The sequence below is a fragment of the Mesorhizobium sp. genome (assembly GCF_004962245.1).
In the GTDB taxonomy this organism is placed as follows: Bacteria; Pseudomonadota; Alphaproteobacteria; order Rhizobiales; family Rhizobiaceae; genus Mesorhizobium.
The window spans coordinates 88,176-112,332 of sequence record NZ_SUHQ01000006.1 but is presented as its reverse complement, the minus strand read 5'-3'; the positions used below and the strand labels follow the sequence as shown (position 1 = coordinate 112,332).

At 59.9% G+C, this 24,157-nt stretch carries 16 protein-coding genes; 7 read left to right on the top strand and 9 right to left on the bottom strand.

The window, feature by feature from the left end:
- Nucleotides 1-14: 14 nt before the first annotated feature.
- From tssC to tssA, 3 genes are read right to left on the bottom strand one after another with little or no spacing between them, the layout of a single operon-like run.
- Nucleotides 15-1,520, bottom strand: a complete 1,506-nt coding sequence (gene tssC / locus E5X88_RS08590; RefSeq protein WP_145722233.1) for a type VI secretion system contractile sheath large subunit — start codon at nt 1,518-1,520, stop codon at nt 15-17.
- Between the two features lie 3 nt (nt 1,521-1,523).
- Nucleotides 1,524-2,063 (bottom strand): type VI secretion system contractile sheath small subunit, encoded by a 540-nt coding sequence (gene tssB / locus E5X88_RS08585; protein WP_145722232.1) that lies wholly within the window; start codon nt 2,061-2,063, stop codon nt 1,524-1,526.
- Nucleotides 2,064-2,069: 6 nt separating this feature from the next.
- The gene (tssA, locus tag E5X88_RS08580; protein WP_292160271.1) at nt 2,070-3,245 is read right to left on the bottom strand and encodes a type VI secretion system protein TssA; all 1,176 of its coding nucleotides are present in this window, start codon (nt 3,243-3,245) and stop codon (nt 2,070-2,072) included.
- Between the two features lie 330 nt (nt 3,246-3,575).
- Here tssA and tssH point away from each other — a divergent pair, with 330 nt between their 5' ends.
- Both tssH and E5X88_RS08570 read left to right on the top strand, forming a co-directional pair.
- Nucleotides 3,576-6,386, top strand: coding sequence for a type VI secretion system ATPase TssH (tssH, locus tag E5X88_RS08575; protein WP_292160270.1), 2,811 nt, complete (start codon nt 3,576-3,578; stop codon nt 6,384-6,386).
- Nucleotides 6,387-6,910: 524 nt separating this feature from the next.
- The gene (locus E5X88_RS08570) at nt 6,911-7,807 is read left to right on the top strand and encodes a sugar phosphate isomerase/epimerase (RefSeq protein ID WP_292160268.1); all 897 of its coding nucleotides are present in this window, start codon (nt 6,911-6,913) and stop codon (nt 7,805-7,807) included.
- Nucleotides 7,808-7,929: 122 nt separating this feature from the next.
- Here E5X88_RS08570 and E5X88_RS08565 read toward each other — a convergent pair whose 3' ends face one another.
- Complete coding sequence (locus E5X88_RS08565; RefSeq protein ID WP_292160266.1) at nt 7,930-9,375, bottom strand: lipopolysaccharide biosynthesis protein; 1,446 nt, start codon at nt 9,373-9,375, stop codon at nt 7,930-7,932.
- A 986-nt stretch (nt 9,376-10,361) separates the two neighbouring features.
- On the opposite strand from E5X88_RS08565, the gene E5X88_RS08560 reads away from it, so the two are divergent.
- Complete coding sequence (locus E5X88_RS08560) at nt 10,362-11,186, top strand: PIG-L deacetylase family protein (RefSeq protein ID WP_292160553.1); 825 nt, start codon at nt 10,362-10,364, stop codon at nt 11,184-11,186.
- Between the two features lies 1 nt (nt 11,187).
- Nucleotides 11,188-13,470 (top strand): VCBS repeat-containing protein, encoded by a 2,283-nt coding sequence (locus E5X88_RS08555; protein WP_292160264.1) that lies wholly within the window; start codon nt 11,188-11,190, stop codon nt 13,468-13,470.
- 211 nt (nt 13,471-13,681) lie between these two features.
- On the opposite strand, the gene E5X88_RS08550 is transcribed toward E5X88_RS08555, so the two are convergent.
- A complete protein-coding gene (locus E5X88_RS08550) occupies nt 13,682-15,022 on the bottom strand; it encodes a nucleotide sugar dehydrogenase (RefSeq protein WP_292160262.1) in 1,341 nt (446 codons plus the stop codon).
- 319 nt (nt 15,023-15,341) lie between these two features.
- Between E5X88_RS08550 and E5X88_RS08545 the strand changes: the two genes are divergently transcribed.
- Both E5X88_RS08545 and E5X88_RS08540 read left to right on the top strand, forming a co-directional pair.
- Nucleotides 15,342-16,304 (top strand): NAD-dependent epimerase/dehydratase family protein, encoded by a 963-nt coding sequence (locus E5X88_RS08545; protein ID WP_292160260.1) that lies wholly within the window; start codon nt 15,342-15,344, stop codon nt 16,302-16,304.
- Nucleotides 16,305-16,327: 23 nt separating this feature from the next.
- Nucleotides 16,328-17,602, top strand: coding sequence for a glycosyltransferase family 4 protein (locus E5X88_RS08540; RefSeq protein ID WP_292160258.1), 1,275 nt, complete (start codon nt 16,328-16,330; stop codon nt 17,600-17,602).
- A 796-nt stretch (nt 17,603-18,398) separates the two neighbouring features.
- On the opposite strand, the gene E5X88_RS08535 is transcribed toward E5X88_RS08540, so the two are convergent.
- The 4 genes from E5X88_RS08535 to E5X88_RS08520 form a co-directional block, all read right to left on the bottom strand.
- A complete protein-coding gene (locus tag E5X88_RS08535; protein ID WP_292160256.1) occupies nt 18,399-19,454 on the bottom strand; it encodes an acyltransferase in 1,056 nt (351 codons plus the stop codon).
- Nucleotides 19,455-19,714: 260 nt separating this feature from the next.
- On the bottom strand, nt 19,715-20,962 hold the full coding sequence (locus tag E5X88_RS08530; RefSeq protein WP_292160254.1) for an MFS transporter: 1,248 nt from the start codon (nt 20,960-20,962) through the stop codon (nt 19,715-19,717).
- 172 nt (nt 20,963-21,134) lie between these two features.
- The gene (gene phnF, locus E5X88_RS08525; RefSeq protein WP_292160252.1) at nt 21,135-21,920 is read right to left on the bottom strand and encodes a phosphonate metabolism transcriptional regulator PhnF; all 786 of its coding nucleotides are present in this window, start codon (nt 21,918-21,920) and stop codon (nt 21,135-21,137) included.
- Nucleotides 21,917-23,098, bottom strand: coding sequence for an alpha-D-ribose 1-methylphosphonate 5-triphosphate diphosphatase (locus E5X88_RS08520; RefSeq protein ID WP_292160251.1), 1,182 nt, complete (start codon nt 23,096-23,098; stop codon nt 21,917-21,919). Before E5X88_RS08520 ends, phnF begins: the two co-directional genes overlap by 4 nt.
- Here E5X88_RS08520 and E5X88_RS08515 point away from each other — a divergent pair.
- The gene (locus E5X88_RS08515; protein WP_292160250.1) at nt 23,087-24,076 is read left to right on the top strand and encodes a PhnD/SsuA/transferrin family substrate-binding protein; all 990 of its coding nucleotides are present in this window, start codon (nt 23,087-23,089) and stop codon (nt 24,074-24,076) included. The genes E5X88_RS08520 and E5X88_RS08515 overlap by 12 nt on opposite strands.
- The last annotated feature ends 81 nt before the right edge of the window (nt 24,077-24,157 follow it).

Sequence of the window (24,157 nt, the reverse complement as noted above, 5' to 3'; positions counted from 1 at the left end):
GTGGTTGCTGCGAATCAAGTCTTCACGGACGGTAGTTCCGACACCAGTCGGAGCGAGGCGTTGATGCCTTCCAGCTGGTAGTGCGGACGCAGATAGAAGCGGGCATTGTAATAGCCCGGCCGCCCCTCCACGCTGTCGACCTGGACCTCGGCCGCGGCAAGCGGGCGCTTGGCGCGCGCCTTGTCGTCGGCGAAGGCCGGGTTGGCCAGCACGTAGCGGTTGATCCACTCGGTCAACCAGATCTGCATGTCGGAGCGTTCCTTGAACGACCCGATCTTGTCGCGCGCAATGGCCTTGAGGTAGTGCGCAAAGCGCGAAACCGGGAAAAGATAGGGCAGGTTGGCGCTCAGCCGTTCATTTGACTGGGCGTCGGGATCGACCAGCCGCCCGGCGCGCGTCTCGTCGTCCTGCAGCGAATGCGCACCGATAAAGGCTGCGAGATCGGTGTTCTTGCGGTGCAGGATGGGCATCAGGCCGAGCTTGGCCAGTTCCGCCTCGCGCCGGTCGTCGATGGCAACTTCCGTCGGGCATTTCATCGCGATCGACCCGTCGTCGGTGGGGAAGGAGTGCACCGGCAGGTTGATGACTGTGCCGCCGTTCTCGACGCCGCGGATCTGGGTGCCCCAGCCGTAGAGCTTGTGACTGCGGTTTATGTTGACGCCCATCGGGAAGGCCGCGTTCATCCAGACATATTTGTTGTGATCGGCCTGCACCTCTTCCTCGAAAGTGAAGCCCTTTACCGGAACGGTTTCCGAGCCATACGGCAGTCGCGCCAGAACACGTGGCATGGTCAGGCCGATGTAACGCGCGTCCTCGCTCTCGCGCAGCGATTGCCACGAGGCATAGGCCGGGTTCGAGACGATCATCTGCAGGTCCTGCGGGTTCGGCAGTTCCTGCCAGCTGTCCATGCGGAACAGGCGTGGCGAGGCGGCCGCGATGAACGGCGTGTGGGCGGAGGCGCAGATGCCCGAGATGTTGCGCAACAGGCCGACGTCACGCGGATGGTTAGAGAACTCGTAGGCGCCGACCAGGCAGCCGATCGGCTCGCCGCCCAGCATCGAATACTCGTCCGTATAGACTTTCTTGAAGATCGGGCTTTGATCCCACATCTGGCCTTCATAGTCTTCAAGCGTGTCGGCGAGCTGCTCCTTGGAAATGTTCATCACCCGGATCTTCAGCTTCTGATCCGTCTCGGTGTTGTTGACGAGATACCACAGGCCGCGCCACGTGCCTTCCATTTCGCGCACTTCCGGCGCGTGCAGGATCTCGTTGACCTGCTCCGACAGCATCTTGTCGATGCCCGCGATCAGCGACTTGATCGACTTGATCGCGTTGGACGAGATGGTCGTGGTGTCGGAACGGGACTGCGCCGCCAGCGCAAGATTGCGCACGAGTTGCTGCAGCTTCTCGCTGTCGTCCTTCTTGACCTTGAAATCCTTCTCGAGGAGCCCGCTGAATTCTCCCAGATCGATGGCTTCCGCCTCAGCGGCGACGGCTGCGGTTTTTTGTTGTTCGGCCATGATTTACTCCTGAACCTTGTCGTCGTCGGATAATGCCTGGTTGGCGATCTTGCCGAGAAGCGGCTCGTTGTTCAGAAGCTGCGCGATGCGCTTTTCGGCGTCGACACGGCCGTCCATGAAGCCGAGAAGTTCCTCGAGCTGACGACGCATCTTGAGGATTTCGGCCAATTGCGGAACTTGCTCGGCGATCTTGTCTGGCGCGAAATCACCCATTTTGGTGAAGGTGAGGTCAAGCGCCAGTTCCTCGTCCCGCTCGGCGCCTTCAGCCTGGGGCAGCGTATTCTTCACGCGGGCTTTCACGCGTGGCCCGAGTGCCTCCATGAACTTGGGGAAGCGGTTGGCGTCGGTCTCGACAAAGGCGCGGTCCAGCACCGATTTCGACGCTTCCTTGGTCTGTGAAGCGCCGGAAAGGTCGGCCATCACGCCCATGACAAACGGCAGTTCGATCGTCGTCGGGCTGCCGTAGGTCTCCACATCATAGGCGATCTGCACGCGCGGTGCGCGATTTCGTTCGATGACCTTCGCTTTGCTTTCGGCTGGCATGGCTTGTTACCTTTCATCCTTCTGAGCCATCTTCTTGGCATCAGGAACGCCAGCAAGAAGCCGGAATTCCTTCAGCCCAGACGGGGCGAGATCTTCCATCAGTTCAACAAAATCCATATGCACCATCCGGCGCACGCGCCGCGCCAGGTGCGGGATCGGGCTCGACGGCTCGGTGCGGTCATAGAAGGCGACGACAAGGTCGAGGCATTTGACGACGTCGTCGCGCGAGGAAATCCGATCAGGCAGCCCCGTGCTCGGTTCCGCGTAACTTGCCATACTTGCCATAGGATCGGCTCCGTGACCGTTTCGAATAGGCATTTCCGGACCTGCAGTCGTGGGGGCTGGCTTCGCCGCGCCGTTCGTCGTTGCGCCGATTGTGGAATTCCGTTCGAGGGTCGACAGCAAACGCTGCAGAAAGCGTTTCAATTCCGGGACGGCGGCGCCGCCGCCCTCCAGACGAACGTTGAGAGCCGTCTCGACCGCATCAAGAGCCGTGATCGCCGCTTGGGCGTCGGCGATGAGCGACGTCATCTGCGCATTGGCTTGATCAGCCTGTGCCGCGCATCCGCTGCGCACCCGATTGAGAAGCTGACTGTGCGCGCTGACAAGCGCTGCCTTTTCGGCCGCATTCAATCCTGAAGCCGCCTCCAGAAGCATGACCCGTTCGTCGAGCGCGCCTTGCTCCAGATCGCGTCCGCTGATCGGTCCGATCGCGCGCGGTGCGAAGAACGTCATTTGCCGCAAGTTCGCCAGCAACCCGTCCTGGCCATTTTGGAGGTCGAGCAGGGCGTTGATACGACGCAAGGCGGCGTCGCGTGGCGCAGCATTGGGCCGCAGCGCCGGATGCATGGTGTCCCAGTGCTGGTCGAAGGTCCGCGCAATAAGGGTCAGACCATGGGCCAGCCCGGCGAGCCCCTGCTCGTTGGCCAGCGCGCGTGTGACAATGACAAGCAGGCGCAGGTCCCGGCCATGCGCGCGCAATTCCTCCGCCTTGTCGAGAACGGCGGGCCAGTCGACCGGAATGGTGCTTTGCGACGAGGGCTTGTTGCTCCCGTCATGGACGACCTTGACCTGGGGTTCCGTGAGGCGCTCCAGCTCATGAAACGCTGGATCGTTGCGCAAATCCTCCCCTGACGGATTTTCACCGTCCAACGGATTCAGCCAGAGTGCGAGATCAATCACACCAACCCCCAGCAAGCGGCCCCTGTGCCGTGCGTGACCCAACGTTAGCACACTGCGACACTTTACCACAATTCAGTTACCGCTCAATCTTAATGGAAGCTTGCAAACCCGGTCCTGAGCTCGAAATCGGCAGCACAATTGTCGAATTCTGAAGGTGAATGCATCGCAAAAGATGGGCGTTCCATGGCTGTTTGCGGCCGATGGCGTGGGCTTTGTCGGACGTACGAAGTCGGTGGAATCGGACACTCAGGCGCCTGATCCATCACACGCTTTGTCAAGTCGCTGCTTATGTGGCAGTTTATTGACTGGCAGATCGCAGGAGCAAGTTCGATGGAACAGCGCCGGTCGTCGCAGAGCTTCAAACGCAAGGAACTGGTCGGTAAGCTTAATCCCGTCTGTTTGCGCGCCTTCAAGGCTGCGGCCGACACCGCCAAACTGCGCGGCAATCCCTACGTCGAGCTCGTTCATTTCGTCGAACAACTGGTGCTTTCCGAGCGCTCGGATGTTCAACTGATACTGGCGGACGCCGGGGTGGATGCGAGCCGGCTCACGGCCGATATGACCCGCGCCGTCGACAAGCTGCCTTATGGCGCCACGTCGATCGAGGAGTTTTCCGATCATATCTTCCACGCCATCCAGGAGGCCTGGAGCCTGGCGGGGCTGGAATTCAGCGTCGAGGAAGTGCGCAGTGCACATATTCTGCTTGCCTGCCTGAAGACGCCGGTGCTGGAAGGCTTGCTGTCAAAGATCAGCGGTGAATTTGACAAAATCGATGCCGACGCCGTCATCGCGCGGTTCGTGGAAGTCATGGAGGGTTCGCTCGAAGCGGGTGCCTCGGCTGCGGTTCCCGCCGCCGAACCGGCGCGGCGGGCTCCGGGCGGGGATTCGGCGCTGGCGAAGTACGCGACCGACCTGACCCAGCGCGCCCGCGAGGGCAAGATCGATCCGGTCGTCGGGCGCGATCCGGAAATCAGGCAGATCGTCGATATCCTGATGCGGCGCCGGCAAAACAACCCGATCCTGACCGGCGAGGCCGGGGTCGGCAAGACCGCGGTCGTCGAGGGCTTTGCCTTACGCATCGCCGAGGGCGACGTGCCGCCGACGCTGCAGGGCGTCAGCGTGCGCATGCTCGATGTCGGCTTGATGCAGGCGGGCGCAAGCGTGAAGGGTGAATTCGAAAAACGGCTGAAGGCGGTCATTGATGAGGTCCAGTCCTCTGAAACGCCAGTCATCCTCTTCATTGACGAAGCTCACACCTTGATCGGCGCCGGCGGCGCGGCTGGAACCGGTGACGCGGCCAATCTGCTGAAGCCGGCACTGGCGCGTGGTGAGCTTCGCACGATCGCCGCAACGACCTGGGCCGAATACAAGCAGCACATCGAAAAAGACCCTGCGCTGACTCGCCGTTTCCAGGTGGTCAAGATAGATGAGCCGTCGGAAGCGGTCGCCGTTCTCATGCTGCGTGGTGTGGCCGGTATACTCGAGCAGCACCACAAGGTGCAGATACTCGATGAGGCGATCGAGGCGGCGGTCAGCCTGTCCCATCGCTACATCCCGGCGCGGCAACTGCCGGACAAGGCGGTCAGCCTTCTCGACACCGCCTGCGCCCGTGTCGCCATTTCGCAGCATGCCACCCCGGCCGAGGTCGAGGATATTATGCGCCGCCGCCAGGCGCTGGAGGTCGAGCGCGGCATCATCGGCCGCGAGGCAGCGATCGGCATCGACGTGGCCGACCGGCAGGCTCGGGTCGAAACAGGGCTCGCCGAGACCGAACTCACGCTCACCGCCGCGCAGGAACGTTGGGATCGGGAAAAGGCGCTGGTTGGCGAGATACTCGAATTGCGCGCCAGGCTGCGCGGCGAGGGTGTGCCGCTCGATGCTGTGGAGGCTCCGGAGGCGGTCGCCGAAACGGCGGGCGCCGATGCGCCTGAGATCGAAACATCTGAGATCGAAACGCCGGCGATCGAAACATCTGAGATCGAAACACCTGAAACCGAAACGCCTGAAACCGATGCCGAGGCAATGGCCACTGCCGGTCCCTCTCCACCCGATCCGGCCGCTGATCTCGCGCGACTGCGCGAACTGATGGCCGAACTGGCCGAAGCGCAGGGTGAGACGCCGCTGATCCTGCCGTCAGTCGACCGCAATGCCGTGGCTGCCGTGGTACAGGATTGGACCGGCATCCCGACGGGACGGATGCTGTCGAGCCAGACCGAAAAGGCGCTGCGGCTCGCCGCCACATTGTCCGAACGCGTGGTCGGCCAGGATCATGCCATGGAGATGATCGCCAAGCGCGTGCAGACCAGCCGCGCCGGGCTCGGCGCGCCCGAAAAACCAGTGGGGGTCTTTCTGCTCTGCGGTCCTTCGGGTGTGGGTAAGACCGAAACCGCGCTCGCCTTGGCCGAGATGCTCTACGGCGGCGAGCAGAACCTCATCTCCATCAACATGTCCGAGTTCCAGGAGGCGCATACGGTCTCTACCTTGAAGGGCGCGCCGCCCGGATATGTCGGTTACGGCAAGGGCGGCATCCTGACCGAGGCGGTCCGGCGAAAGCCCTATTCGGTGATCCTGCTCGACGAGGTCGAAAAGGCGCATCCGGACGTGCACGAGATCTTCTTCCAGGTTTTCGACAAGGGGATGATGGACGACAGCGAGGGCCGGCGGATCGATTTCAAGAACACGCTGATCCTGCTCACCTCGAACGTCGGCTCCGAGGTCATCATGGACCGGACCAGAAACGGCACGCTGCGGGCGGGACTCGACGATCTGGACACAGCGTTACGCTCCCCGCTGTTGAAGGTCTTCCCGGCCGCCTTCCTTGGCCGGGTGGTGACCATTCCCTACTACCCGCTGTCGGATTCGATGATCGAAGCCATTACCCGCCACCAGTTCGCCAAGATCGCCCGCCGGCTGCGTTCAAGCAACGATGCCGAGCTGGTGATCGGCGACGGTGTCATGGACCTGGTCAAGGCCCGCTGCACCGAGATCGAATCCGGCGGGCGCATGATCGATGCCATCCTGACAAATACGCTTCTGCCGGAATTGAGCCGAGGGGTGCTGAACAGGTCGCTCGAGGGCCAAAAAATGACGAAGGTGACAGTCGGAGCCTCCGAAGGAGGTTTCACCTATTCTTTCGAATAGCTCGGGAGCAATTCGAACGAAGCCTGCGGACGGCTTTTGAGGAGAGCGCTACGAATTGAGAACAGTCGCCGGGGCGGTGGAGATTTGAAGCAGCGCCACCGGAAAATCCTTTGTTTACAATGGATCATTAATATGTGTTAATCCAGACTCTTAACAGCCCAGAACAATATCCAGTGAGCGGTTCAAGCGTTCGCTGCGGCGGCTGATCGCGACAACACAACACTGGAAATCCGAAAATGGGGCGTCCGTCGCGATTCGCGCGCCCTGATGCCAATGGAGCTATAGAGCAGGCTCGGGCCTTATTGATCAGGGCCACTAGCCGAAGCGCATGGTAATGCGGTGCTAGTCCTTGCGCCTGCCAATATGATCTCGATACGCCCGCGCGTCCTGTACGTTGCTTGTCGCGATCGCCTGAGCAATATGATTTCTAACAACCGAGCAGAAGCCCCTTGTTCCGTAGGGTCGCTATGGGGTCGAAGCGGTTGTCAGCCTCAAAGATGCGTGTACGAACATTGAAAGGGACGATGATGAATAAGCTGGGAGTTCATGCGCTGGTCTGGGAGGCGGGCTGGAGCCATGACGAGTGCGCGCGTGCCATTGCAAAAACGGCGGAGGTCGGGTTTGACTACATCGAGGCGCCGGCGCTCGATCCGAGCTCCATCGACGTCGACTTCACGCGTCGCCAGCTGGAGAAGAACGGCATCGGCATCAACCTCTCGCTGGGCCTGGACGCCGATACCGACATCTCGAGCGGCGACAGGGCCAAGGCCGCCCGCGGCAAGGCGAGGCTTGAACAGGCGCTGAGCGTCGCGCGTGATGTCGGCGCGACGCATGTCTGCGGCATCCTCCACTCGGCTTTTCAGAAGAACGCGGTGCCGACCACCGCCGCCGGCGTCGCCATGTCAGCCGACATATTGGCGCAGGTCGCCGAAACGGCCGCCAGGAGCGGCATCACGCTCGGACTTGAGGTGGTAAACCGCTACGAATCCAATGTGCTCAACACGGCGTCCCAGGGTGTCGAACTGTGCAAACGCATCGGCGCTCCCAACGTCAAGGTTCACCTCGACGTCTACCATATGAATATCGAGGAATCCGATATTCCGTCGGCAATCAAGGAGACCGGCGACTATCTCGGCTACTTTCATACCGGCGATTCGCATCGCGGCTATATGGGGTCCGGAAGCATCAACCTCGCCGAAGTGTTCCGCGCCATCGTGGCCTCCGGCTATGAAGGCCCGATCGCCTTCGAGAGCTTTTCCTCGCGCGTTGTCGGTCAGCCGCTCGAAGGCATTCTGGGCATCTGGCGCAACCTTTGGGAAGATGGTCACGACCTGGCGTCGCACGCGTTGATGTACACGCGGGCCCAGTTGAAATCCGCACATGAAAGTCTGAGGCAGGCGGAGCGCAGCCGCCTGCCATGAACAATCTGCCCGTTGCCGGTCGGTGGATCGATGGAGCGGCTGTACCGGCGCTGGTCATGATTTCATCGGCGCGCGCGCGGATGGGCCTCGAAATCCCGCATCTACAGGCCGCGCCCGACAACCTAGCCGCGAAGCCTGAGGAACAAGTCTCGCGCATTGAACAGCTCAGAGCGCACCAGCAAGAAGAGAGCCGTACCATAGACAGAGGCTCCAAGGAAAATTGCGCTAATAAGGAGTGTTTCCTCGGCGGCGTGCTCAGGCGCGCTGCGCAGCCACGCGCTGACGGCGCCGAACATCAGCAGGGCGGCGAGAGCCAGTCGTGGGAAGATCTCAAGGGGTTTCAGCACGTCGATACGCGCGATGCGCTGCGCGTAGAAGAGGAAGATTGGTAGGAGGACCAGGCTGCAGGCTACGAGCGCCACCATTGTCATCTCAAGGCTGATCTGCGCAGTGACGGACAACAGCATCGTTGCGACAACAGTGTAGGCTATGTTCAACATCAGGATCAACCTGGAGTGACCCATTGCAAGGATCGTAAACGCGCAGAGGCTGTCGATAGTGCGTTGCAGGCCCAGCAGCATGAGAATCTGGACAGCGACGACCGCGCTGGCCCATTGCGGGCCGAAGATAAAGGGAACCGCGATCGGTGCGATCGCGGCAAACCCGATGAATGCAGGAAATCCCGCTATCCCGGCCATGCGGACGGTCGTGTTGAAGAAACGGTCGATCTTTTCGGGTTGATCTTGAATCCGCGCCACGGTGGGCATGGTGACAGCCATCAGCGGACTGAGGAATACTTGCACCAGAAGGTCGAGCGGACGACGGGCGAGAGCATAGATTCCGACCGCATGGGGGCCGAGGAACGTACCGAGCAGGACCTTTGGAATTTCCTCGTTCAAAAAATTCCAAAAAGTCTGGACGATAAGCGGGCCGCCAAATCCTAGTAGGTCACGAACCTTCGCATAGGAGAAGGTCAGCCCGGGCCGCCAAGAACTGCCGACGAGAAGAACAGCGGTTTCCACAACCGCTTTTGCTAGGTGCATCCAAATCATGCTCCACACGCCGAAACCGGCTATTGCCAAGACGATGCCGAGTGTGCCGCCGACGAAGGTGCCGGCAATTGTGCGCAACGCGAACAAGCGGAACTCGAGTTGGCGCTTCAACACAGCCCCAGGTACCGACGAGAGGGCCTGAATTACGACGACCACGCTGCTCCAGCGAATGAGATCTTCGAGAATGGGCTGTCCGAACGCTGCAGCAATCAAACCGGCAGACGTCCAGATGAGCCCGCTAATCACAGCGCCGGTCGCGGCGAGAAGCCAGAAGGCCGAGTCAAAGTGTGAGGCCTCGATTTTAGGATGCTGGATGAGTGCCTCCGGTATTCCGATCGTGACCGGAACAGCAAGAATGACGGGTACAACCATGGAGAGGGCGGCGAGGCCGAATGCCTCAGGTCCGAGATGCCTGGCTAATACGACAAAAACGGCAAACATGGCTGCTTGCCGACCCCATGTTTCGACTGCTGCCCAGGCTGCGCCGTTGACAATCTTCGCGCCGATTGATGTCATCGCACGTCTCTTTGCCCGTTGGCATACAGGCCCGCGACTTTCGATCGCGCAGCCAAGGCTTTCCGACTTCGTTTCACGGCTGCGGCGCTAGCGATCCGGCCCGGTCTACGTGAATAGAAAGCAGAGCCGTCGACCTCTCTCCAGCTATCGTTTGTCGAGCTGGAACCTCGCGAACGCAGAGCCGTCGCGGGCCACGGACGGCGTTTAGCGTGATTGCTCGTCATTCTATTCCACCACCCACAAGCACCCATGGCCGAGGATACTGTGGTTGGAGAGGAAGGGTGGCTGCATCCAGTTGTTATTGGTCATAGGCAGCTCCCCTGGAGATCCTCTTTCTAGCGCAATCATCCTGATGTCATCGCCGCGGGCGCGTTGCTGGGGTTGGAATTCGTTCGAGTGCATCGTGCCGAACCTTACGCCGGAGCGTGGGAACGTAAACGTCCCCAAACGGCGTATGTCTGTTTGGTGCAGCCTGATTACCGATTGACCATCCCGCGTTCCACACGCCCATCCGCGCGGGCGATCAAGAAGCGGGCTTGCCAGCTGTCGCTTTGCGTGCCGGCCTAACAACAAGGTGCTCGGTCCGCTCGGCGGTGACCTTTCCAACTTATATCCCCGCTCGACCCTCTCTTTGAGCGCACGCCAGTCACGCAGCGTGGCGTTTCACATTCCCGGGTTGGGCCGTGGACCGTCATGTAATCGCTGAACCAGGGCTTGATGTGCTCGCCCTTTGATCCGAGCGCGATGGGTAGCGGTAATGGCGCATCATGATGTGCCACAGGATCGGCATCGAAGACCGATCTCGACCATCGGCTTGGGACGGCTCTCTGTTTCCTCGAGCCAGCCGCGGCCCAAACCCTGCCCGAGGATACCCATGTTCATAAGCCTTCCCCACCGGCAAACACGGGTCTCGAACGCTCGTGAGTTCTGTTACCATGGCGATCGGCGTTCAACGACGCCAGCGAACCGATGATGAAAGCGCACCGATGTGGACTTTTAGGCGGACCTTCAGCACCATGCTTGATAATCAATTGCGATTGCGACTTAGGCCGTTTGAGATAGGCGACTGGTCGGCGTCTGCTGTCATTGTTGCGCCCCATCCGGATGACGAGACGCTGGGTTGCGGTGGCGTTGCGGCCAAAAAGATTGCCTCGGGCGCCCAGGTCCGTTTTGTTTTCGTCACCGATGGCGCCGCGTCTCATCGCCACCTTATGCATCCTGAAACCTTGCGGGCGACACGCGAGGCCGAAGCCATAGAAGCAGTTCGTCGTCTGGGCGCATCATCCCAAAGTGTTACATTCCTACGCCTTCCAGACGGGGCGGCCAATCATCACCTTCATGAGATAACAGCTGCGGTCGTGTCGAGGCTCAACTCATGGCGGCCGCAGAGCGTTTTCGTGAACCATGCAAAGGATCCGACTTCCGATCATGTCGCCGTCAATGCAGCAGTTCGCGCGGCGCTTCGTGCCTATGGTCGCCCTGTCACGGTATTCGAATATCCAGTCTGGTACTGGTACCATTGGCCATGGACAAGTCTGTGGGGCGATTTGCCGAATATGTGGCGTGTTACTTTGCGGCAGACGATCAGGACGGCGGCAGGGCTGCGGGCGCCGTTCACGCTCAACAGCCTCGCCTATGTTGGCGATGTTATCGGCGTAAAGCGTGAAGCGCTGGCGGCGCATGCGTCGCAGATGCAGCGCCTGGAGAACCAAGATGAATGGCGGACGCTGTCGGACTTGTCGGGGGGAGATTTCGTCGGGCGGTTGCTGGCCGACTACGAAATGTTCACACGCTACGAAATCAACATTTAGCATGTTTGGCCGCCTGATCGCGGTCATTATGATCGGGTGCACCCTCGCAAGTTGCGACGCCGCTCAGGGACAGGGACCTCCCGAAGAAATTCTGGAGTCAGGTCTTGTTTTTGAACGCAAAGAGATTGCCCCCTATTCAGGAGACGTAAAGCTTGTCGGCGATATAGACGGCGATAATCGACTGGATTTCGTCCTTGGCGGCTTCCCCGAGGATGCGATGTCTTGGTGGCGCTGGCCCGATCTGGTCCGCACCGTAATCGCGAGGCCCCACGTCGAGTTCACCACCGACGGCGTGCTTGCCGACATCGATGGGGACGGTGATCCCGACATCGTCACGGCCGATGGGCCCGATGCTGTCAATCTCGTCTGGTTCGAGAACCCGCGGCCGAATGATAACCCGACCCACGGTCCCAGCTGGAAGCGCCGGGAAATCGGTGCAGTCGGCGGCTGGGGCAAAGACATCAAGGCGGCCGATTTCGACGGGGACGGCCTCGTTGATATCGTCGTTCGGGCGCCTGGCGAAGTGATGATTTTCTTCCAAGAAAGCCCCAGTTCCTGGATCCGCGTCGGCTTGTTCTCCTTCAACTTAGGCGAAGAGGGAATGGCAATCGGGGATATTGACGGCGATGCTGATGTCGATCTCGTCCTGCACGGAGTATGGGCGTCCAATCCAGGCGCAGCGACAGCACGCGATCCAGCACTATGGCGCAGCTACGAGCTTGGTCCGTTCAATCCTGCATTCAAGGCGCTCGTAACCGACCTTGACCAGGACGGCCGCGCCGACATTCTGACTTCGAGTTCCGAGCACACTGACGACGTCGCCTGGTTCCGGCCCCTCGCCGGACCGACGGGCCGCTGGATCCGCCATGTCATCCAGCCATCTGTCGCGGGCGCCCATACGCTACAGGCAGCCGACATGGACGGAGACGGGGACATCGATGTCGTGGTCGGGCAGATGCATACGACCGAGGAGCGCACACTCGCGATCCATTACAATATCAACGGGCAAGGAACGCGCTGGGCCCGTCATGTGATCGACGATGTGGGTCTCCACAACGGCGTCGTCGCCGATGTCGACAGGGACGGCGATTTCGACATCTATGGGGCGAACTGGGTGGGCAACCCGCCCGTCAGAGTGTGGATCAATCGGCTGGATCCGCCTGCATCGGTCCGCCTCGACCGCTGGACCTATCATCGCATAACGAACGGGCATGTCCGCTCCTTTGGGCTGGCTTTTTCCGACATGGATGGTGATGGTCGCACAGACATCATCTCGGGTCCGTTCTGGTACCGTCAACCGTCCGAAGCCTGGAGCACAGAATGGGAACGGACCCGGCTTGCTGAGGGTGTGGACGCGGTCGCAGGCCTGGATCTCGATGGCGATGGGCGCGGGGAGGTCATAGCACAGCGCGGCCGAGGCAGGGCGCTGCACCTGGTGTGGCTCCATGCCGAGGACATCGACGCGCACCGATTTGAAGCGCACGGGATCGGAGAGGTTCCCGCCGCCAGTCATGAGCTCGGCTCTCAGGGCCATGCGCTCGCCCAGATCGTAAAAGGTGGGAAGCCGGAGCTGGCGGTATCGAGCGGCGGCGGGGTTTTCTATTTTAAGATTCCTGACGATCCAACAGTCGAGCCATGGCCACGCACCCGCATCTGCGTCGACGCGTCTGATGAAGGGATTGCATTCGCCGATATCGATGGCGACGGTCTACTTGACCTTGTCGCCACGACCGGCGATGCAAAGACGGTCGCATGGTGGCGCAATCCAGGTGACGGCTCGCCAGACTGGGAGCTTCGGCATGTTGGAACAGTTCCTGAAATGGTCTATCCCGACCGCGTGGCGGCCGCCGATCTTGATGGCGATGGACGTGCGGACATCGTCGTGACCGAAGAAAATGGCCAAGCCGACAGCGCTAAGGCGTATTGGTGGCACAACCCCGGCGACAGCTCCTCCGACTGGGAGCAGCACGAAATCACCACGCGCGGTTCCCTTAACAGCCTTTCCGTGTCCGATATGACTGGGGACGGCAGGGTGGATCTCATCATGGGCGAGCATCGCGGCGCACTTCGCCTCTCAAGCTGGCATAATCTGGGTGGGGGACGGTTCATCGAGCAGCTGGTCGGCGAAGGGATGGAAAGCCATCTGGGAGCAAGGACGGTCGACCTCGACGGTGACGGGGATCTCGACATCGTGTCGATCGCATGGGACGCATTCGAAGCCATCCATGTCTGGCGCAATGACGCGGTCGGCGTGGATGCTTACGGCGACCAAAAGGTCCGCTGACGGGGAGGGGTGAGCATCGGCCGGCGCGCCGCATGAACCGTAGCGACCTCGTCCGCCACCACCTGTTTACACCGACTGCGCGGGCGCTCATGCCCCGGCGCTCAAGTCCGGGAAAATTCGATGCGCTGAACGAATTCAACCGCTCGACGTATTAAATCATTCGACATTGTCGATGACAGGTTGACCAAGCCAATGCCGCAAGCCGGGCCGCTCATGCCTTTATGACGTTGTCGGTGCGTGACTGACTACGCGCACAAGCATTTCTGGTATCGAGCACCAGCTTTGCGTGCTTGGCGACGTTCTGCCAATCAATCGCATCATGGTCTGTCGAGATGACAACGGCATCATACAATGCCAGACTGCTAGCGCAGATATCCACAGAGGGGCGACCTGCCAGGGTGGCGTACTCTCTTGTTCCGGGTATTTCCGGTACATAGGGGTCGTGGTAATCAACGACTGCCCCGCGTCGCTCCATGATGTCGATCAGCTTCAACGATGGGCTTTCTCGTGTGTCACCCACGTTTTTCTTGTAGGACATCCCGATCACCAAGATCCGCGAACCGCTCAGGCCGCGGCTGGCTCGCTGGTCCAAGGCCTCCACAAGGCGGGCAACCACATAATGCGGCATGTTCGTGTTGATTTCACCGGCAAGTTCGATGAAGCGCGTTGCTACTTCGTACTCTCTTGCCTTCCAGGTTAGATAGAATGGGTCGATCGGGATGCAGTGCCCGCCGAGCCCTGGGCCTGGATAAAACGCCATATATCCGAACGGCTTGGTCTTGGCGGCCTCGATCACCTCCCAGACGTCGATGCCCATCCTGTCAAAAATCACCTTTAGCTCATTGACCAACGCAATGTTCACAGAGCGAAATATGTTCTCGGTCAGCTTCACAGCCTCTGCCGTTGCGGTGGAGGCCACGGGAACGGTTTGCACGATGATCTGGTCGTACAGTTCCTTGGCAACCTGTAGGGACGATGGGTCGTCGGCGCCTATCACCTTTGCAACCGTAGCGGTGGTGTGTACATCGTTGCCTGGGTCCACCCGTTCGGGCGAATAGGCGAGAAAAAAGTCCTTTCCTAGAGAAAGATTCGTCGCCTCGAGCAGCGGCTGCACGACCTCTCGCGTCGTTCCTGGCCAGGTCGTCGACTCCAGAACGACAAGTTGACCGGGGCGCAGCCGCTCGGCGATCGCACGTGCGCTGTTTTCGACGAACGACAGGTTCGGCTCCCGGTTTTTGGTAAGCGGCGTCGGCACCGCTATCAAGATCGCGTCGGGTTCGCCCAGGTCGGCGAAATCGCTGGTGGCGCGAAACCGCTTGCTGTCGACAGCCATCTTGATGGCAGCACCAGGCAAATGATCTATGCCGGTTTCTCCGCGGTTAAGAAGTGCAACCCGAGACGCGTCGATGTCGAAACCGATGACCTTGAACCCCGCGTCCAGCGAGATCATGGCGAGCGGCAAGCCAACGTAGCCGAGGCCCATGATGCCAATGGTGTAGTCCCGCGCTCGGATGCGGTTAACCAGTTCCTGAAGGTCTGGAGCAGTCTGCATGAGATGCTGGCAACTTTCGCTTCAATGTCGACAATAAAGGATCGCCTCAATTACCGCGGGGAAGCAGTTCACAGCAATCAGCAAAATGTATGCGCTTAGCCAGCCCCAGAGCTGAAAATAGCATGGGTTGCACCATTGGGAGAACAGCCGAAGTGCTTACCCCAAGCCAAGTTGTCAAATAAATCTTGCGCTGCCACATTTAACTCTCAAGCGTCCTAAGGATCTGCGAGCCACGTTCGCTCGCGAGATCGAAGATGCCGCGTTTGGCGAAGGGACGCACATTGCATCAGTCGATTAAACTGTTCGGTTGAGGTGGATTATGACGCAATCGATCCTGGTAACTGGTGGAGCGGGCAATATCGGCAGTGCCCTCACTCGTGCGTTGGTCAAGCTACCTCAGACCCAGGTGGTCGTCGCTGACAACCTGTCGACCGGAAGTCGAGACAAGGTACAAATAGACGCGGGCAATCTGACCGTAGTAAAGGCGGATGCGAACGATTTCGACGACATCTCATCGTTGTTCTACCGCTTCCATTTCACCCACGTCTTCCATTTCGCAGCCGTGGTCGGTGTGCAGCGGACTTTGGCAAATCCGTTGCTCGTGCTGCGCGACATCACCGGCATCGAGAACGTGCTGAGGCTATGCAAGAACACCGGCGCCGAGCGTGTCTACTTCGCTTCGTCATCGGAGGTATATGGCGAACCTTTCGAGATTCCTCAAAACGAGAGCACCACGCCGCTTAACTCACGTCTGCCGTATGCAGTGGTGAAGAATCTTGGAGAGGTCTATCTGCGCACTTTTGAGCGTGAGTTTGGACTGCCATTTACCATTTTTCGCTTCTTCAACACCTACGGGCCACGTCAGAGCGAGGATTTCGTTCTGCCGCGATTTGTGCGTGCAGCCCTGCGCGGCGAGCCCCTGACGATTTACGGGGACGGTTCTCAGACCCGCACCTTCTGCTATGTCGACGACACGGTTGACGCTTGCATCGCGGTTCATCGAACGCGCGCGCACGAGAACGAAGTGATCAACGTTGGCAGCGACGTGGAAATGAGCATTCGACAGCTGGCCGACTTTGTCATCGAAGTGCTGGGCTCGTCATCGAAGTTGGAATTCCGACCGCCCCTTGCGGAGGGCGACATGACGCGCCGCTGTCCTGACACGAACAAGATGAAGGCTATATTGAACCGTCCCCTGGTGCCGCTCGAAGAGGGCATTCGCCGCCTCGCCGATCACCTCTCCCGACCGGAAGACCGCCCTGCACTTAGAAGAGTCGCCTGAACGAGCTGGCGGTGGGGAGTGACATGAAGCTCGTATATGTCGGTCAGCCGTACGATAGACTTTTTCCGCCTGTTCAAAACTCAATCGGTCTGATCGTCTACAATACGGCGCTGCGGCTCGGCGAAGGCCTGCAGATTACGCTCTATGGCAAGCATTATCGAGACGACACGGTGCCCGCGGACCTGCCGTTCGCGGTGCGGCGGGCTCCGGCGCGGCGTGACCGCGCGCTGCAGCGGGTCATCCACCAGTTTCCGCGTCTGGCGCGCTGGTTGCGGCTGGATCGGAAGGCCGATGACCACTCGCAATATCGTAACAAGGTTCGTCGCTACCTCGCCGTCGATCAACCAGATATCGTCCATGTGATGAATTACTGGGCATGGTGCAGGGAACTGAAGGCAGCCAACTCATCTCATCGGCTCGTGCTTGAGATGCAGTGTGAGTGGCTGTCACAGCGGGACCACGCTCAGGTGGCCCGTCAGCTCAAGGTGGTCGATGCGGTCGTCGCCGTCAGCGACCACATCGCAACGACCTTTCGTTCTGCATTCCCGGACTATCCTGGCGTCGTTGCCACTGTCGGTAACGGCGTGGACGTTTCTTACTTTCGGCCGAGCGAGCAGCGGGCTCCCGCATCCACCAGAACCCGACGTGTCATTCTGTTCGTTGGGCGGGTGTCGCCAGAGAAGGGGCTTCACACACTGATCGAGGCCTTCAGTGAGGTTGCGGCCAGGTTCGCGGACGTGGAACTGCGGATCGCAGGGCCGCATTCTCCGCTTCCGGTGGACTTCCTGACCAGCCTCTCGTCGGATCCGCGGGTAACCGCGTTGAGCCGTTTCTACGATCGCTGGGGCAATTGCCAATATCGGGAACACTTAGAGGAACTCATCGAGCGCCACGGGTTACGTGATCGAGTTCACTTCATGGGTAACGTGCCCCACAAGGACCTCGTAGCGACGTACCATGAGGCCGACATTGTTGTGAATCCGTCCCTCAGCGAGAGCTTCGGAATATCGGTCGTGGAGGGCATGGCATGCGGGATACCGGTGGTGGGAACGCGCGTGGGCGGGATGTGTGAATCCATTCTGGCTGGCAGGACCGGGATGCTGGTCGAAGTCGATGCTCCTGGCGAGCTCGCCCAGGCATTGATCACGATGCTGGAGGATACGGTCCGGGCAAGCGAAATGGGAAGCGAAGGGCGCAAGCGTGCCGTCGAGCTGTATTCGTGGGAGGCGCGCGCAGAACGGCTCAAGTCCGTCTATCAGAAACTGCGCCCAGGCAAGCGGGTCCATGTTTCCACGTGAGCCATTGAGCCTTGGCGGTGGGCGGCGATCGCCAAGTGCTCGCAGCTTGTAGGCCGATGTGATGCGCATGCGGCGATCCTCAGTGTAGCGCTCAACCCGGTATCGGTCTACGGACCAACCCATGTCGGATTGGAATGGGCCCGTCAGGCCCGCCGCTCTCTTCACCAACGGCCGTCAGGTGCGCCCAGCCCAAAGGGCGGGGTGAAGGAGGCCGAGTGGACCTGGCTTTAACGCTCCGCAACCTGTTGTCCAAATCGCAACGCATTGCTGGTGGCGAGGCGGGTGGCCTCAGGATCGTAACGCGGGCGGCGACTGAGATTTTGCGCGGGGCGCGCCTGCGAGCCGCCGGTCCAGCAGCACTTGCATCGAACCTGAACGCAGGTGGACCAATGTCTACGACATCGATTGCGCCCCACCGCGTGGGGCGGCAGGGCGCGTCTACGCATTTGAACCGGTGTCGCAAAGCGCTGGCGCGATTGAGCAGAGTGCTCGGCCCAACAGGTTCGACACCATGTGCATGTTCGCCGAAGCGGTCGGTCCTAGGCGAGCGCCTCCCGCAGGTGATCAATGAGCTCGACGACGCCAGGCGCGAAGGCTTCAGCGCAAGGCCCGGGCAATCACGTCATTTATGGCATCGATGGACTACCATTCTGCCCGCCTATACGCCAATGGCAACTGGCACGCCGAGCATGTGCTGGCGGTCCGGCGAGCGAAACCGCGCCTATCCGACGGGCGGAGCCGTCGGCTTCGACCGAGGTCGTCTTCAAACATGGGCACCGGCCCAACGACAGCCGAACTATGCAGTGCGCAGGATCGGCAGCCGCTTATGGATCGCGGGTTTCTCAACAAGATGCCAGCTGAGAAAGCCCGCGCAGACTGCTATAGGCAAGGTCAAGATCGTAAGCAGCATAGGCGTGATTGCCGGAACATACATGATCATTAGCTTCTGAATCGGCCATGCGTAGAGATACACGCCGTACGATATATCATTCTTTCGGTTGATCGAATTCAAGACGCTGTTCTCGTTCAGAAACGCCAAATACAGGAGCAGATAACCTCCAAACACGCCCACTGCGAGGGGCGCTAGCCGTTCCGAGAACATCCCAGCGATGAGAAGGATACAGCACAAAAGCGCTATCCGATTGCTCCTCCTCAAATTCTCCTTGAGCAACTGAAACAACGCCCCGATGGAAAATATCATCGTAAAACGTACGGCATCGTCCACGTTACCGATGGGCTCAAAGTTTCCTAGATCGTAGCGAAAGTAGACACCTTGCGAAATGGAACTAACGAGGATTATTGCCAGTAAAACCGAAATGATCGAAAAGACAAGCGTGGCGTGACCGAGGCAAAATACCACAATTGCCACAAGCACATAACAGCGAAACTCGTATGCAATAGTCCATAGTGATCCATTAACATCTGGTGCATGGGAGCCGGCAAACGCCGATCCTACCTGCGCCGGGTTCAGCAAGAGCGCCATTTTGGAAAGCTTAGCCGCCCACCGGCTCGGAGATAGTTCATCAAAGTCACCACCTCCCAGCCAAAATACCAGACTAATGCTGATCAAGTATGCTACAACAAATCCTGGAACTATACGAAGTACACGTCTAGACAGAAAGGCGTAGATGCTGCTTCGCATAGCGCTGTCGAGTACGAGGAAGCCACTAATGAAGAAGAAGCCGTAAACGGCTACCTGACCTGAGGTCAATGTACCGAAGATATTCTTCAATATCTCACGATTAGAGTTCCCATCTATAAGTTCCGGCGAATGAGATATAATAACAAGTGACGCAAATAGTAATCGGAATAAGCTTAGAGCGTTTGGCCTTCGTAAGTCGAAATCACTCATTTGGTCGCCCCCCCCGCGATGTGATCTCTTGCGTTGCGCCCTTTGCGACTCAGCAAGGAGAGTCGTTTTTGGGCGGAGCGCGTCAAAGTAAGCTTAGAGGCCGCCGGCGGGTATTATAAGTTCGTCCTTTGAGTGCCGAATACATCCTTTCGAAGGTACGTGCCTCACGACGGATTGGATGATTCCAACGTTTCCGAAGCAAGCGGAACAATGTTACTTTCATCGGTGCGATCGGTGGCCGCGTTTCGGATGACTGGTCGTCACGATTTCTTTGGTCTCGCCTTCCGACAGTGCCCAAGTGCCGGCACACGCCAGCGGACAAGGCCAAGACCAAGCAGCGCCAGCGCCGTGAAGCCCGCGCCCGCCAGGAAGGTCATCTGCGGTCCAAAAGTATCCCAGAGCAGGCCTGCCAGCAGGCTGGCGGCCAGCAGCGCGAGCCCGCCTGACAGGTTGAACATCCCGAACGCGGTGCCTCTCAGCTCCGGCGGCGCGGTATCGGCGACGAGCGTTGCCAGAAGCCCTTGTGTGAGTCCCAGATGCAGGCCCCAGAGGGCCACGCCGAGCGCGACACCAGCAAGACTCTCAGGGAGCGCCAGCACAAGGTCCGCAGCAATCAGGATCAGGAAGCCGAGAATTAGCATGGTCAGGCGATTGACGCGATCGGAGAGCGCGCCGGCCGGGTAGGCCGCGAGCGAGTAGACCACATTCATGACCACGAGCACCAGGGGAGCGAGAACGATCGGCAAACCCATGTCTTGCGCGCGCAGTATGAGAAAAGCCTCGCTGAATCTTGCCAACGTGAACACCGTGGCGACGCAGACAACGAGCCAGAAGGGCAAGCCCAGGCGCCGCAGCTCGGGCAGACTCAACGGCGCGCGCACCTTGCGCAGGTCCGCAGGTCGAGCCGGCTCGCGGACGGCAATGACCAGCACTGCAACCGCCAGAAGGCCGGGAACAACAGCGGCCCAGAACACGGTCACAAACTGATTGGCGGTGAGCCACATGAGGCCGATCGCCAGGAGCGGTCCGACAAACGCGCCAACCGTGTCAAGCGACTGGCGAAGCCCGAAACTGGCGCCGCGCGCGTGAGCCGGGGCGATATCTGCGATCAGCGCATCGCGGGGCGCACCGCGGATGCCCTTGCCGATGCGGTCGACAAAACGTGCCGCCACCAGCCAGTCGACCGAGGCGGCCAATGGGAAGACCGGCTTGGTGAGCGCGGCGAGACCGTAACCGATGACAGCCAGCAGTTTGCGTTTTCCCAGCCAATCGGACAACGCTCCAGAGAAGACCTTGGTGATGGCGGCCGCCGCTTCGGCGATGCCTTCGATGATGCCAACCGTCACCATCGATGCCCCCATGACGGTCACGAGGTAAATCGGCAGCAAAGCGTGGATCATCTCCGACGAGACATCCATCAACAGCGAGACGAAACCAAGCGCCCAGATTCCAGTGGGGATGGTGCGAAGCGAGGTGGGGGTATCTTCTGACGTCTCGAACTGTTTCATACTCCCGCCTCGACGGTTCGATACTGCCGCGATCGCCGCCTTTCCAGGTCGTGTTCAACGTAACGAAGCCGTGCTGGTCATGTCCATTCAGATCAACATCACGGCGCACTTTGACGCTTTGTGACTTCGGCGAATGAACGATCGCCGAATCATGCAGACGACAGCGCCAGAATCAGAACACGAATTCGACGGAAGTCAGCGGCCAGGAGCCGCGGGTCCATTCGATTGGTACGCCGTTGCGGTCCTCGTTGACGGCATTGATGCGGAATACTGGCGTTCCGGGCGTCAGCCGCAGGATTTCCGCTTCGTCGGGGGATGCAAAGCCGCCGCTGATGCGCGTCTCGACCCGCCGGTAATTTTCGACGCCATGCGCGCGGAAAACATCGGTCACCGACTGACACACGCCGTAACTCTGCTCGAAGTCTGGAAAGAGATGGGCTGGAAAGACCTTGGTGTTGACGTAAACCGGCTGCTTATCGGATGTTCTGATCCGGCACAGCCGGATAATGGTGGTATCTGGCGCGAGGCGCAACCGCTCCGCTACGGCCGGTTCGGCCGGTTCCCGAAGAATCAGCAGCGTCTGGGTGCCGATTTCCTGGCCGTGGGCTTCGAAATTGTCGAGAAAGCGCTGTCCGTCGCGAACCGTGAACGTCGAGGGCAGGTTTCGCACGAAGATGCCGACACCCTTGCGGGCGGTGAGGTGACCTTCGTGCTGTAACTGCAGCAGCGCCCGCCGAAGTGTGATGCGGGTGACCGCGAGTTTCTCCGCAAGATGCGTTTCTCCAGGAAGTTGGCTGCCTGGCGGAAGACAGCCGCTCTCGATCAGATTGAAGATGTGATCGTAGATCTGCTGCCAGATTGGCGTATCGCTGCGTGGCCGAAAGACCAGTCCGTCAAAGGCCAGAAGGCGATTGCCGCTGCGCTCGTGTGGTGCTGGAATTTTCGTATCCTGGTTCATGAAGCCTTGCTCATCGGCGATCGTTGTGCCGACCGTCGGTCTAAGCGGGAGAGTCCGGCGGAATAGACGATTTGTCCATGAACCATGGTGGCCACCACACGCGGATGCGCCGGATCGCCGGCGTCGACGAGGATCAGATCCGCCCGACGGCCGGCAACAAGCAATCCGCGGTCGTGGAGGCCGGCTACCCGAGCCGGATTTGCCGAGACCAGATTCCAGATCGAGGGGAAGTCGCTGGCGTCTGGCGAAGACAGCCTGAACGCCGCATGTAGCGGCGAAGGGTAGTGATAATCGCTGGTCAGCACCGTGCAGAGCCCGGCTCTGATGGCCTCTCTGGCATTCAGCGCACCATTGTGACTGCCGCCCCGCACGACATTGGGTGCGCCGAGGATCACATCCTCACCCATTTGCCGCGCGGCCTTCGCTGTTTCAAGCGTCAGCGGAAATTCCGAGGCCTTTGCGCCGAGATCGCGGAAATACATGCGTTCCTCGGGAGATGCTTCGTCATGGGCAAGAAGCACATTGCCATTGGCCCGTGCGGTCGCCGCCAGCTTCTCGATTGCGATCGCCACCTCGGCACGGCGGGACCAGATCTCGTCGAGCAACCTCATATATGCCTCCCGGCTCAAGCCGGATCGTTCCGCCATCTGGCCGATCTTGCGGGCGATCGTGCCGTTCAATACCGATCCGGTCGTGTGATCGTTGAAGGCGATGATCGGTCGCGGCGAAAGAGAGAGCCATTGTATGACCTGCGCCATCTGATCAAGCGCGAAGGTCTCCCAGCGCAGATGCAGACGCGTATCGCAGCCAAGAGTATCGCGCAGATCGCAGAGCGCGCCGATCAGGTGCTCGGCAGCTTCGAGCGAGCGAAGTCCAGGCTCCCACGACACCGTGACGCCGTGAAAGGCCGTGGTTACGCCGTTGGCGACAAGCTGGCGGTCCGTATCTTTCAGTGCCAGCGCTGTGTCGAAGCGGACGCCCGGCCGCGGCATGATTTGCCGCTCGAAGCCGTCGCCGTGGATATCGACGATTCCCGGAAGCACGAGCAGACCATCGGCATCGATTGCGGATGCACAGGTCGCTTGTACCTCTGACAGTATCCCGCCCGTAACGCTCAGGTCTGTCGTTGCAAGCCCCCGGTCGGTAAGGACGCGACCGCCCTGAATGTGCCAGTTCACTGTATCCCTCAAAAAGAAAAGCCTGCCCGGTGGCCCCGACGAAATGTCACGAGCACGTCATCTGCTGCGTATAGGGGTAAGCGGGTAACAGTTTCCTGTCTATACAGCAAAGGAAAAATGATGATCCGCACCATCGCAGCCGCACTCGCCATAATGCTCGCCTCCGCCCTTCCGGCTTTTGCTGAACCGGTGAAATTCGCGGTAACCGACATGGAGGGACTGGAGGCTCTTCAGCAGGAATTCGGCGCTTTCCAGGCCGCTCTCGAAGAGGCGACCGGCCTGGACATCGAACTGTTTCCGGTCAGTTCGCGGACCACTGCCGTCGAGGCTATGAAGTCCGGGCAGGTCGATCTTGTCCTGACCGGTCCTGCTGAATACGTGATCATGAAGGAATTGGACCAGCCGAAGATTGTTGTTGCCTGGCAGCGCCCCGATTATTTCGCTCAGATCGCCGTACTGGCGAATGGGCCGATCCGCTCGGTTGAAGACTTGAAGGGCAAGAAGGTCGCATTCGGCTCGATCGGCTCCACCTCCCAGCACCTCGGCCCCGCGCAGGCGCTGGCCGATTTCAACCTGAAATATGCCACCGATTACGAACCGGTGATCATATCGCGCAACATTGCGGCCGAGGCTCTCGTCCGCGGTGACATCGCCGCTATCGGTTTGAATTTCGGCTATCTGAACTCGGTCCGTGAAGCGTTCCCCAACGTCGCCTTCTCGGTAATCGCACGGGGCCGCGATCTGCCGAACGACATCCTTGTCGCTCGCAAGGACATTTCAGACGACGTGTTCGTCAAGGTCCGCGATGCCTTTGCGAAAAACGGCAACGAACTGATGAAAGCGATCCTGACAGGCGAAGACAACCAGAAATTCAAGGGCGGGTTCTTCCTGACTGATGTCAAGGATTCGGACTACGATTATGTCCGCTCGATGTATCGCACGATCGGGATCGAGACCCTCACCGACTCCGTGAACTGAGGCCTGCGCCTTTTGCTTCGTCGCAAGGCCGGCGGCTAATCGCCGGCCTACTTCGTAATCCCGATCCGGTCAGGGCCAAGA

Bases quoted from the DNA above. Each gene is read 5' to 3' on its own strand.
- tssC (WP_145722233.1), bottom strand. From the start codon at position 1,520: ATGGCCGAACAACAAAAAACCGCAGCCGTCGCCGCTGAGGCGGAAGCC.
- tssB (WP_145722232.1), bottom strand. From the start codon at position 2,063: ATGCCAGCCGAAAGCAAAGCGAAGGTCATCGAACGAAATCGCGCACCG.
- tssH (WP_292160270.1), top strand. From the start codon at position 3,576: ATGGAACAGCGCCGGTCGTCGCAGAGCTTCAAACGCAAGGAACTGGTC.
- E5X88_RS08570 (WP_292160268.1), top strand. From the start codon at position 6,911: ATGATGAATAAGCTGGGAGTTCATGCGCTGGTCTGGGAGGCGGGCTGG.
- E5X88_RS08565 (WP_292160266.1), bottom strand. From the start codon at position 9,375: ATGACATCAATCGGCGCGAAGATTGTCAACGGCGCAGCCTGGGCAGCA.
- E5X88_RS08560 (WP_292160553.1), top strand. From the start codon at position 10,362: ATGTGGACTTTTAGGCGGACCTTCAGCACCATGCTTGATAATCAATTG.
- E5X88_RS08555 (WP_292160264.1), top strand. From the start codon at position 11,188: ATGTTTGGCCGCCTGATCGCGGTCATTATGATCGGGTGCACCCTCGCA.
- E5X88_RS08550 (WP_292160262.1), bottom strand. From the start codon at position 15,022: ATGCAGACTGCTCCAGACCTTCAGGAACTGGTTAACCGCATCCGAGCG.
- E5X88_RS08545 (WP_292160260.1), top strand. From the start codon at position 15,342: ATGACGCAATCGATCCTGGTAACTGGTGGAGCGGGCAATATCGGCAGT.
- E5X88_RS08540 (WP_292160258.1), top strand. From the start codon at position 16,328: ATGAAGCTCGTATATGTCGGTCAGCCGTACGATAGACTTTTTCCGCCT.
- E5X88_RS08535 (WP_292160256.1), bottom strand. From the start codon at position 19,454: ATGAGTGATTTCGACTTACGAAGGCCAAACGCTCTAAGCTTATTCCGA.
- E5X88_RS08530 (WP_292160254.1), bottom strand. From the start codon at position 20,962: ATGAAACAGTTCGAGACGTCAGAAGATACCCCCACCTCGCTTCGCACC.
- phnF (WP_292160252.1), bottom strand. From the start codon at position 21,920: ATGAACCAGGATACGAAAATTCCAGCACCACACGAGCGCAGCGGCAAT.